At 70.9% G+C, this 11,400-nt stretch carries 6 protein-coding genes; 5 read left to right on the top strand and 1 reads right to left on the bottom strand.

The genetic code is table 11. The annotated features are described in order from the left end of the window. The first annotated feature begins 5 nt into the window (after nt 1-5). Genes NMN56_RS13725 through NMN56_RS13735 form a run of 3 tightly spaced genes read left to right on the top strand, consistent with a single transcriptional unit; the run spans nt 6 to nt 7,716 of the window. Complete coding sequence (locus NMN56_RS13725; RefSeq protein WP_274041201.1) at nt 6-1,364, top strand: acyltransferase domain-containing protein; 1,359 nt, start codon at nt 6-8, stop codon at nt 1,362-1,364. After that, complete coding sequence (locus tag NMN56_RS13730; RefSeq protein WP_274041202.1) at nt 1,361-7,063, top strand: SDR family oxidoreductase; 5,703 nt, start codon at nt 1,361-1,363, stop codon at nt 7,061-7,063. The genes NMN56_RS13725 and NMN56_RS13730 overlap by 4 nt, the downstream gene beginning before the upstream one ends. Further along, on the top strand, nt 7,060-7,716 hold the full coding sequence (locus NMN56_RS13735; protein WP_274041203.1) for a 4'-phosphopantetheinyl transferase family protein: 657 nt from the start codon (nt 7,060-7,062) through the stop codon (nt 7,714-7,716). Before NMN56_RS13730 ends, NMN56_RS13735 begins: the two co-directional genes overlap by 4 nt. A gap of 179 nt (nt 7,717-7,895) precedes the next feature. Here NMN56_RS13735 and NMN56_RS13740 read toward each other — a convergent pair whose 3' ends face one another. Then, nucleotides 7,896-8,291 carry a cupin domain-containing protein gene (locus NMN56_RS13740; RefSeq protein ID WP_274041538.1) on the bottom strand — a complete coding sequence of 132 codons (396 nt, stop codon included), beginning with the start codon at nt 8,289-8,291 and terminating at the stop codon, nt 7,896-7,898. Between the two features lie 51 nt (nt 8,292-8,342). On the opposite strand from NMN56_RS13740, the gene NMN56_RS13745 reads away from it, so the two are divergent. Then, complete coding sequence (locus NMN56_RS13745; protein WP_347178593.1) at nt 8,343-9,413, top strand: helix-turn-helix domain-containing protein; 1,071 nt, start codon at nt 8,343-8,345, stop codon at nt 9,411-9,413. 285 nt (nt 9,414-9,698) lie between these two features. Continuing rightward, nucleotides 9,699-11,273: an alkaline phosphatase D family protein gene (locus NMN56_RS13750; RefSeq protein WP_274041540.1), complete on the top strand. Its 1,575-nt coding sequence runs from the start codon at nt 9,699-9,701 to the stop codon at nt 11,271-11,273. Nucleotides 11,274-11,400: the final 127 nt, after the last annotated feature.

Raw genomic sequence — 11,400 nt, forward strand, 5'->3', positions numbered from 1 at the left:
GGCTCATGTCCACTCGCACCGCCTTCCTCTTTCCCGGACAGGGCTCCTACGTGCCGGGCCTCGTAGGGGAATTACGGCATGAGCACGCGAGGGCCCGCGGTGTGCTGGAGGCAGTGGACGCCGCATGCGGCGACGCCGGGCACGAGCCCGTCTCGCATCTGCTGACCGACGCCGCGGCGCCGGGCGCGGACGAGCTGATGTCACAACGACCGGGGGACTTGGACCTCGCGATGTTCGCCGCGAATCTGGTCTGCTTCGAGATGCTCACAGCACGGGGCGTACGCGCGGACGTCCTGGCAGGCCACAGCTTCGGGGAACTGTCGGCCCTCACCGCCGCCGGTGCCGTGAGTACCGAGGACGCCACGCGGATGGTCTGCATGCGCGTGCAGGCGATCCGGGAGGCGCCCCCTGCCGACGGAGGCATGCTCGCGGTCGCGCTGGACGCGCGCCGGGCCGCGCACCTGGTCGGAGTGCTGGACGACCCCGAGGTGGCGCTCGCCGTGGACAACGGGCCGGAGCAGTGCGTCGTCTCCGGGCCGGACGCGGCGCTCGCCCGTGCCGAGCAACTCGCGAAGGCGGCCGACGCGTCACCGGTGCGTCTCCGTGCCGCGATGCCCTTCCACAACGCGATACTGCGCCGCACCAACTCCGTCCTCTCCGAGATGACCACGGACATCGCGCTGTCGGCACCGTCCCTGCCGGTGTACTCCGCGATCCTGGGCAGGTACGTCGAATCCGCCTCGGACATCCGGTCCCTGATCGACATCCACCTGACGCGCCCTGTCATGTTCTACGACTGCTTGCTGCGGCTGCACAGCGACGGCGTCCGGACCTTTGTGGAGTCCGGCGGCCACGACACGCTGTCGCGGCTCGTGAAGGCGTGCCTGCCCGGCGGGCCCACCACCGTCGCGCCCTTCGTCTCACGGCTCTCGCCGGGCGAGCTTGCCCAGTTGCTCGCCCCCCTCACCGGAGACGAGCCAGGGAGTGCTGGGGCCGAGGACGCCCCAGCGCCCGCGCACGGCCCAGCCCCCGTGGCTGACGAGGGTGAGCCCACCGCCCCCTCCGACACCCCGCAGGAGGCGGCCCACGCGGAGGGCGGCACGGACGGCGACGTCATCGGCGAAGTGCGCTCGATCTACGCCGATTTCCTCGATCTTCCCGAGGAGATGCTGGACGAGGAGATCGATCTGGAGGCGGACCTGGGGGTCGACTCCATCAAACAGATCGAGGTCTTCGACCTGGCCCGCAGGAAACTCCACCGCAAGCGACCGCCGGAGGACCTGCGCACCACCTCGTACACGACGCTGCCCAAGATCGCCGCACTGATCGAGGACCTCGACCCCGACGAGGAGGCCGCGTCATGAGCCGGGAGTTCGATGGCAAGGTGGCGCTGGTGACAGGCGGCGGGAAGGGAGTCGGCCGCGCCGTGTGCCGCCTTCTCGCGGAACGCGGCGCGCACGTGATCGTCAACTGTTTCCACTCCGAGCCGGCCGCGCGCTGCACCGCGGAGGAGATCCGGCGCGGCGGTGGCGCGGCGGAGACGATACGGGCCTCTGTCGCCGACCGGGACGCGGTCGCGCACATGTTCGCGACCGTCGAGGCACGCCACGGCGGGCTGGACATCCTGGTCAACAACGCCTCGCGGGGCATGGGAGCCGTCGGCGACCTGCACGACGAGGACTGGGACAAGACGATCGCGGTGAACCTCGACGGCAGCCGCTGGTGCTCGCAGCACGCCGCCCGCCTCATGGCCCCACGGGGCGGCGGATCCATCGTGAACCTCTCAGCGGCGGGGGCAGGGTGGGTGATCCCCGACTACGCCGCCGGCGGAGTGGCCAAGGCCGCCGCGGAATCACTGACCCGGTATCTGGCCGTCGAGTACGCACCCCACGGAATCCGGGTCAACACCGCCTCGGCGAGCGTCATCGAGAACGAGACGCTGGAGAAGTTCTCTCAGAGCGCCGCGCTGCGCGAGACCCTCGTCCGCGCGACACCTTTGGGCCGCCTTGCTGATGAGACCGATCTGGCCGAGGTGGTCGCGTACCTCGCCTCGGAACGTTCCGCCTTCATCACGGGCCAGACCCTCCTCGCCGACGGCGGCCTGACCCTGTGCTCGGCCAGCTTCTCACCGTCCGGGCAAGTGAAACCGCTGGCTGGTCCGGAACCGCGGACGGCTGCCTCTCCGCGCTCCGGCGGAGACCTCGTAGCCATCGTCGGCACGGGCATGACCGTCCCCGGAGCCAACAGCCCCCGCGAATTCTGGGAATCCGTCGGACAGAGCCCCGCTGCCTTCACCGAGCCGGACGACCGCTGGCCGCTGGAGCACTTCTGGTCCGCCGACCCGGAAGCCCCCGACCGGACCTATTCCCGGGTCGCGGGATTTGTGCACGACTTCCACCCGCACCACCTGCTGGAGGAAGAGGAGGAAGAGCACGGGACCGTCGCCGACGAGACGACCCGGTGGCTGCGCCACACACTGCTCCAGGCGCGCGAGGAGACCTCGATGCGCCCCGAGTACCGGTGCGGCCTCTACGTAGGTGCCTGGCCAGGTGGCAGCCAGGCGCTTGCCGAAGCCCTCATCGTGGAGACCCTCACCACGCGCGCGCAGTTGCCGCCGGAGCAGACTGCGGCGCTCCGCACGCTGTTGAGCGAGCACTACACGCGGGCCGGAGAGGAGCACGTACTGCCGGACCGGATGCTCCAGCGGGCGGCCCGGGGAATCCTCGAACCGCTGACCGAGGCCGTTGTCGTCGATACGGCATGTTCCTCCTCCCTGTACACGGCGGATTTCGGAGCCAAGGCTCTGCTGGCAGGAGAGTGCGACATCGCGTTCTGCGGTGGCATCGAGGTCCTCGACCCCACCGCCTGCGTGCTCTTCGCCAAGTTGCGTGGGCTGTCACCCACAGGGCGGGTGCACTCGCTCGACGCCCGGGCGGACGGAACGCTCTTCAGCGACGGCGCGAGCATGGTCGCGCTGAAGCTCCTCTCCCGGGCCCAGGAGGACGGCGACGACATCCAGGGCGTGCTCTGCGGCTTCGGCGCCGCCGCCGACGGCCGGGGCAAGTCGATCTCGGCCCCCAACCCCAAGGGGCAGAGCCTCGCCGTCCGGCGTGCTCGCGCGGTCAACGGTACGGAAGCGGGAGACATTTCCTGGATCCTGGCGCACGCCACGGGCACGCCGGCGGGCGACCGCTCGGAGCTGGAAGCGCTCAATGAACTCGCCCCGCAAGACGGCTACCTCTGCACGTCCAACAAGGCCGACATCGGACACACCGGCTGGGCGGCAGGCGCCGCGTCCCTCACCCACGCCGTCCAGGCCATGGAGCACGAGCGCATCCCAGGACAGAGCGATTTCGTCTCGCCGCCCCAGGACATCTCGATTCCGCGCATCTCGGTACCCGAGACCGGCCGAAGCTTTCCGCGGGACGACGACCGTCCCCGCACGGTAGGTGTCTCCGCGTTCGGCTTCGGCGGTACCAACGGCCACCTCCTCGTCGCCGACCGCCCCGGCCAGGAACACCAGCGTTCGGTACCGGCGGCAGGTGAGGAGGAGACCGTACTCGTCGCCTGGAGCGCCCACCTGCCCGGCGTCCCCTCCCACGACGACGTGCGCCGCTGGCTCGGCGGCTCCGGGCCGGCCCCCGAGCGCGGTTTCGGGGAGAGCTACCCCGCTCCGGCCCCGGCGGATATCCGGCTGTCTCCCCGGACCATCCAGACCATCGACCGTTGCCAGCTCATGGCCATCGAGGTGACCAGCAGGTTCCTCGGCGAGCACGGAGAACTGTGGAACCCGGTCCGTGACACCACAGGCGTTTTCGCCGCTCATACCGGCATCCCCCTGCGCCTGGCCGAAGCGACCTTGCGCTGCCACGCCGACCGGCTCTCCGCTCTGCTGAAGGACGCCGACCCGGCCGTCGCCGCCGGAGGGCAGCAGGTGCTGGACCGAGTGCGCGGCCACGTGCCCGAGAGCAACGAGGACACGCAACCCGGTGTGATGACCAACGTCATCGCCTCCCGTATCGCCGCCCGTTTTGACCTGCACGGGGCGTCGATGACGCTCGACGCGGGCGAGGACTCGACGCCGGCGGCACTCAAGGCGGCCGAGCGCCATCTGCACACCGGCGAGCTGGACTTGGCCCTCGTCCTGGCTCTCAACGGCAACAGCACCAGCGAACTGGCCGCCCTCACCGGGCACGACGCCGAAGCGCTCGCTGAAGGCGCCTTCCTCCTGGCCGTCACCACCGCACGCCAGGCCCGGCAGCACGACTGGCCCGTCCTGTCCCGACTGCGGCTGAGCGCCCCGCACGCCCCCGACCGGAGCACATCGACCGCGCCCGGGCACACCGGAGCCCACTATCTGGGAGCACAGGGCGCGCTGGCCGTACTGAAGGCCACCGAAGCCGCCCCGGACAGCGCGAGCCCGGTCGACATCGCGCCCGCGCACATCCCGTCGAGCAGCATCCGCGTCATCCCCGAGAGGGCGACAGCCCCCGAGCCGGGAGCGACCGAAGCCACCGAAGCCACCGAAGCCACCGAAGCCACCGAAGCCACCGAAGAGGGGAACACGACCCCGCAGTCGGCCACCACCCGCTACGAGCAGCGCCTCACACCGGTCCCGGCCCGGCCCGTACGGGGGACGGACCCCCCACGTACGGCAGCCAACGGCGTGCTCCTGACCAACAGCAACCGCTATGTGAGTGCCCTGTCCTGCCAGGAGACGACAGTCCTCACCACGGACGCCGACCAGGTACCCGACGGCGCCCACGTCGTCGCCGATCTGGACGATGACGACGAGACGCAACGCGTACTGCGTCTCCTGGACGGCGCCGAACCCACGGTCGCGCTGCTCGTCGACTGCCAGGGGGCGACACGTTCCTGGCCCTCCGCTCCGGACCCGGCCGTCCAGCGGCTGCACGACCTGCTGCTGCTCACGGTCAAGCACCTGGAGCCCCGCTGGACGCGGACCAGCTCACTGGAGATGGTGCTGCCCGGACAGCCGGAGGGACTGCGGCCCCACCCGCACGCGGCTCTGTTCACGGGATTCGTGAAGAGCCTGAGGTGGGAGTACCCCGCCTCACAGATGTTCGCCCTGCTGACGGACGAGACCGTGCCGGACGCCGTGGCCGGCCTCCTGGCCGCCGAACGGGAGGCGACACGTACGACACCACTCGTGTGGCACCTTGAGGGCGTACGCCACGAGGAGACCCTGGTACCCGCACCGCTGCCGGACACGGGCGCACCCCTGCCCCTCACCGACGAGTCGGTCGTGCTGGTCAGCGGCGGTACGGGCGGCCTCCTCACGGCCATGCTCACCGACCTCGCGCAGCACGCGCGCCCTCGGATCTTCCTCCTGGGCCGCACCGACGTGTCCGAACTCGGCCCCTGTCAGGACTCGTTCGCCGGTCCGCGTGAGCCCGTCGGACGCCGCGAGATGGTCCGGAAACTCCATCAGGAGGAGGGGCTCCCGCCGCGCTCCGCCCTCTCCAAGAGCGACCGGCTTCTGCACGCTCGCCAGATACAGGAGACGCTGGAGGAACTCCGGGAGTGCTTCGGACCCGGACGTGTCCACTACCAGTTGTGCGATCTCCGGGACCAGGGATCCGTCGAGGGAGCCGTCAGCGCGGTCCTGGAGGAGGCAGGGCACGTCAACGCGGTGCTCCACGGTGCCGGTGTCTTCAAGCCGGGACTGCTCAGGACCGCATCGCTCGTGGACTTCCGGGCGGTCCGTGACACCAAGCTCCTCGGGTACCACCACCTCAAGCAGGCCCTGGCGGCCGACCCGCCAGAGCTGTGGTGCAACATCGGATCCGCGGCGGGAACGTACGGAATGGCGGGCGAGCTCGCCTACGCCGGCGCGAACGACTTCCTCGCCGCAGCCTCCCGGTACGCGGCCGAAGAGGGAGGCAGCGAGCTGACCATCGGCTTCCCTCTGTGGTCCCAGTCCGGGTTCGGCTCCACACCGGTCAACCGCGACTATCTGGACCGGCAGGGCCTCCTGACCCCCGTCGGCGACGAGGAGGGGACCCGCATCTTCCGTACAGAGATCTCGGAAGCCGTCCCCGGCAGCGTCGGGGCCTATCTCGGCGACAGGGAACGCGCGGCATTCGCCGTCCAGTACCCCGGCTACCTGCGGAAACCCGACACCCGGGGATACCTTCTCCCCAGCATCCGCAGCGAGGCCGGCAGCGACAGCGCCAGGTGGCGGCTGCGCCTCGATCCTGAACGCGACGCGTACCTCGAACATCACCTGGTCGACGGGAAGCCCACGGTCCCCGGCACTCTCATGCTGGAGATCGCCGCTGAGGCCGCCGGACGCCTCTTGCCCGACGGCATACCCCACGGCTTCCGTGACGCCCGGTTCGAAGCGTTCATCAAGCCGTTCGCCGGCCGCCGCCCCCTGGACCTGTACGTCATCGCCACCGTCGAGGAAACCGCGGAACACGCGGCTGAGGGAATCACCTCGGTCGCCGTGACCATCGAGTCGGACGTCGTCGCCCCTGACGGCCGCACCCTGCGTACGGGGCGAAGGCACTTCCGCACCAAGGTCCTCCTGGGCCCTCCCCGCCCGGCCGGGGACAGGATGTCGCCTTCGTCGCACGGGGGGCCGGGGAAGCAGGTCGACGACCCCTACTACCAGGCCGGTTCACCGGTACGGCTGAGCAGTATCTTCTCCAACACCACGGACGGTCATCACGGGGCCGACGGTGCGGCATGGTCGACGTGGGCTCCCGATTTCGACGGGGCAGAAAAACTTACTGCGATGCGGACCCCCTTCCTCATGCTGTGTGCCGCGTCCAGGACCGTCGCGCTCACACCCGCAGCGGGCGCCGGTCATCCGGTGTACGTGCCGCGCGCCATGGACCGCATCGACCTGTACGTGCCGGGAGCGAACGACCTCGAACTGACACAGCACTACGACGCCATCAGCCTCAGCACCTCGGGCGACGACCGATTCCGGGCCTGCGGGCCCGACGGCACCCTCCTCTTCGAACTGTCCGGCGTCACCATGACGTCCCTCGGGAGCGTCGCCGCCGACGGAAGTACGGACAGCACGGCGCCATGAGTGCGACGACATACGCGGCGGCCGTACCCGGCATCCACGTCTGGGCCGTCGACCTGCGGCCGTCCCTGGCCACGTGCGAGCGTCTGTCCGTCCTGTCGGCTGAGGAACAGGAGCGCTTCTCCCGGTATCGCCTGCACCGTCCCGCCTACGAGTTCGGCCTGACGAGAGCCGCCCTCCGGCACATCACGGGACGGCGCCTCGGTATGGAGGCCGAGACGGTGCCTCTGGACAGCACCTGCGGGAGCTGCGGGCATCCTCATGGGCGCCCGCGCGTACCGGGCCTGTCCGTATCGGTCTCCCGCACGAGGGGCAAAGCACTCATCGCCCTCGCACCGTCCGGAACCCCCGTCGGTGTCGACGTCGAAGTCCTCGCCCCCTGTCTCCCCGGCGTGAGCGAGACGGCCGGCACCCACCGCCCGACGTGGGTGCGGAAGGAGGCTTACGCGAAAGCGTGCGACCTGGCCCCTGCTCCGGGGCAGGTCAGGCTGCTGCCCTTCCACCGGGCCGTGGCCACGGGGAACCCCTCACTGCACATGACCGAGCTGGACCTGCCCGGGAACCAGTACGACACGTGGGTGGCCGCGCTGGCCGCCTCGTCCACCGATGAGCCCCACGTCAGAAAGTGGTACTGGCGCCCCGCGTCCACGGGGTGAAAGCCGACGGCTGACCGTTTCCACCCCGCCTTCGCGGGGGCATTCCACCGGCAACTCGCTGCTCGCCGTACAGCTGTCCGGTGCGCTGCGCAGGGCCGGGCTCCCCCGAGCCGCGGGGCCGCCGGCCGAGCCGGGCGGCAGCCGAGCCGGGCAGCGGCCGAGCCGGGCGGCGGCCCCGCTCAGGGTGTGAGGGAGTGGCCCGTGGTGGTGTCCACGTGGGCGGGTACCTCCTCGTGGCGGTCTCCGACGGACGAGGTACCGGTCGGCTCGAACATCAGGATCGAGGCGCCCTCGGGCGCGTACGGCCTGTGTTCGGTGCCGCGCGGCACGGTGAAGACGGAGCCGGTGGGCAGGGTGACGGAGCGCTCGCCTTCGGGGTCGCGCAGGCCGATCCGGAGTTCGCCGTCCAGGACGAGGAAGAACTCGTCGGTGTTCTCGTGCACGTGCCAGACGTGTTCGCCATGGACCTTGGCGACGCGCGCCTCGTAGTCGTTGACGCGGGTGACGATGCGGGGGCTCCACAGTGCGTCGAAGGAGGCGAGTGCCTGGTCGAGGGCGATGGGTTCGTTGCTCATGCCCGCATCCTCGGCCGTGACGCGCGGCGCCGCGAGTGCTAGAAATCGCATATGACGCAAGAATCCTCGCAGGCGGCTCCGGCTCCGGCTTCGCCAGCGGCTTCGGTATCGGCCCCGGCGCCTGCCCCCGTATCGCCGGACGGCGACCGCGCGCACCGCGTCGTCGTGATCGTCGACGAGAACTCCAACCCGTTCGAGCTGGGCTGCGCGACGGAGGTGTTCGGGCTGAGCCGCCCCGAACTGGGCCGCGACCTGTACGACTTCACGCTGTGCTCCCCCGCGCCGCACACGGTGATGCGGGACGGGTTCTTCACCCTCACCGGGGTCGCCGAACTGGAGGCGGCCGAGACCGCTGACACGCTGATCGTGCCCAACCGTCCGGACATCGAGGTGCCGCGCCGCCCGGCCGTACTGGCAACGATCCGGCGGGCACACGCACGCGGGGCGCGGCTGGTGGGCTTCTGCAGCGGCGCCTTCACCCTGGCCGAGGCCGGCGTGCTGAACGGGCGCAGGGCGACGGCGCACTGGCAGTGGGCCGGCCAGTTCAGGGAACGCTTTCCCGCCGTACACCTCGAACCCGACGTGCTGTTCGTGGACGACGGCGACATCCTGACGGCGGCGGGCAGCGCGGCGGCGCTCGACCTGGGGCTGCACCTCGTGCGCAGGGACCACGGCGCCGAGGTCGCCAACTCGGTCAGCAGGCGCCTGGTGTTCGCCGCGCACCGGGACGGCGGGCAGCGGCAGTTCGTCGAGCGGCCCGTGCCCGACGTGCCCGGCGAGTCGCTGGCGCCCGTACTGGCCTGGGCGCAGGAGCGGCTGGGCGAGCCCCTCACCGTGGCCGGGCTCGCCGCGCGGGCCGCCGTCAGCCCCGCCACGCTGCACCGGCGCTTCCGCGCCCAGTTGGGTACGACGCCGCTGGCGTGGCTCAGCGCCGAACGTGTCGCGCTGGCCTGCCGGTTGATCGAACGCGGCGAGGAACGGCTCGACCTCGTCGCCCGCCGCAGCGGCCTGGGCACGGCCGCGAACCTGCGTGCCAGACTGCGCCGCGAGACGGGCCTCAGCCCGTCCGCCTACCGGGACAGGTTCGGCACGGGCGGGGGCCGGCTCGCAGGGGCCACCTGAACGCGGCCCGGCGGACAGGGCCCCGGACAGAGCGCGGCGGACACGGCGGATACAGCGGACACGGATGGCCACCAAGGTGCCACGTGCTGGATGTGTACGCGTCAGCCCGTTGTCCTCACGGGACGCTGCAATCTCCCTGACCCCGCGTCAAGAGAGAGGCAGCGCCCCGTGTCCCGTTCGCCGTACGCCTCGCACCACTCCTCCGTACCGTCGTCCGCCCCGGCTCGGCCGTCCGCCCCGGCTCGGTCCTCCGCATCCGCCGAACTGCGCGCCGCAGCACGGCACATGGGCCGGCGGCGTTTTCTGACCACGACAGGTGCCGCAGCCGCGCTCGCCTTCGCGGTGAACCTGCCCGGTACGGCGCACGCTGCCGAGGGCGTGCCCGGGCGGATCTCCAAGGACCCCTTCACGCTGGGCGTCGGCTCGGGCGACCCGCTGCCCGGCTCGGTCCTGTTGTGGACGAGACTCGCGCCTTCCCCGTACGAGGTCGGCGGCGGGCTGCCGCGCGACCGGTACACGGTGCGGTGGGAGGTGGCACGCGACGCGCGGTTCCGCCGTACGGTCAGACGGGGGACGACGCCCGCGCACCCGGAGTTCAACCACGCGGTGCACGAGGAGGTGAAGGGGCTGGAGCCCGGCACCGACTACTACTACCGCTTCCGCGTCGGCTCCTGGATCAGCCCGGTCGGCCGTACGCGCACCGCGCCCTCCCCCGGCGCACGGCCCGACAGCGTGCGGTTCGCCATGGTCTCCTGCCAGGCGTACCACGACGGCTACTGGACGGCCTACCGCAACCTCGCCGAGGAGGACCTCGACGTGGTGCTGCATCTCGGCGACTACCTGTACGAGTACGCGGTGGACTCGGCGGGCGGCGCGCGCAAGTACACCGACCGGGTCCTGCCGGGCGTCTTCAACCGGGAGACGACAGGGCTGGAGGACTACCGGCTGCGCTACGCGCTCTACAAGTCCGACCCCGACCTGATCGCCGCGCACGCAGCGCACCCGTTCGTCGTCACATGGGACGACCACGAGACGGAGAACAACTACGCGGGCGGAACGCCCGAGAACGACACGCCGCCCGAGGAGTTCCTGCTGCGCAGGGCCGCCGCCTACCGCGCGTACTGGGAGAACCAGCCGCTGCGGGCGCCGCAGCGGCCCAAGGGCCCCGACATGGCGCTCTACCGGCGCCTCACCTTCGGACGGCTCGCGCAGTTCGACGTGCTCGACACCCGGCAGTACCGCTCCGACCAGGCGTACGGGGACGGCTGGCAGCGCCCGGGTCCCGAGTCGGAGGACCCCTCGCGCACCATGACGGGCGCACGGCAGGAGCGGTGGCTCATCGACGGCTGGCGCTCCTCGAAGGCGCTGTGGAACGTCGTACCGCAGCAGGTGACGTTCGCGCGGCGCCGGGACAGGACAGGCGACGACTACAAGCTGAGCATGGACTCCTGGGACGGCTACCCCGCTTCCCGCGAGCGCGTCCTGAAGGGCGCCAGGTCGGCGGGGGTCGAGAACCTGATGGTGCTGACGGGCGATGTGCACGTGCACTACGGCTTCGACCTGAAGGAGAACTTCGAGGACCCCTCCTCGCGCACCATCGGCACCGAGCTGGTGACCACGTCCATTTCGAGCGGCAAGGACGGCGCCGACAAGCCGCCCAACTGGGGCACCTACATGGCGGCCAACCCGCACATGAAGTTCTACAACGGGCGGCGCGGCTATGTGACCGTCCAGTTGGGACGCGAGCAGGCGCGCGCCGACTTCAAGACCCTCTCGGCCGTCACCACCCCCGGCGGCGAACTCCGCACGGCGGCCTCGTTCGTCACCGAGGCCGGCAATCCCGGGCTGGTCGAGGTCTGATCCGCATACGTACGGCCGGGGGACGGGGAGCGCGACACCCGGGAATTTCCCACATGTTACTCATGCGTTCCTCACCCCCGGCTGGTGACAATTCCGACTACCCATTTCCCGACCCGTGTAGCAGTCT

The sequence above is a fragment of the Streptomyces iconiensis genome, assembly GCF_028657195.3.
Taxonomy (GTDB): Bacteria; Actinomycetota; Actinomycetes; order Streptomycetales; family Streptomycetaceae; genus Streptomyces; species Streptomyces iconiensis.

Bases quoted from the DNA above. Each gene is read 5' to 3' on its own strand.
- NMN56_RS13725 (WP_274041201.1), top strand. From the start codon at position 6: ATGTCCACTCGCACCGCCTTCCTCTTTCCCGGACAGGGCTCCTACGTG.
- NMN56_RS13730 (WP_274041202.1), top strand. From the start codon at position 1,361: ATGAGCCGGGAGTTCGATGGCAAGGTGGCGCTGGTGACAGGCGGCGGG.
- NMN56_RS13735 (WP_274041203.1), top strand. From the start codon at position 7,060: ATGAGTGCGACGACATACGCGGCGGCCGTACCCGGCATCCACGTCTGG.
- NMN56_RS13740 (WP_274041538.1), bottom strand. From the start codon at position 8,291: ATGAGCAACGAACCCATCGCCCTCGACCAGGCACTCGCCTCCTTCGAC.
- NMN56_RS13745 (WP_347178593.1), top strand. From the start codon at position 8,343: ATGACGCAAGAATCCTCGCAGGCGGCTCCGGCTCCGGCTTCGCCAGCG.
- NMN56_RS13750 (WP_274041540.1), top strand. From the start codon at position 9,699: ATGGGCCGGCGGCGTTTTCTGACCACGACAGGTGCCGCAGCCGCGCTC.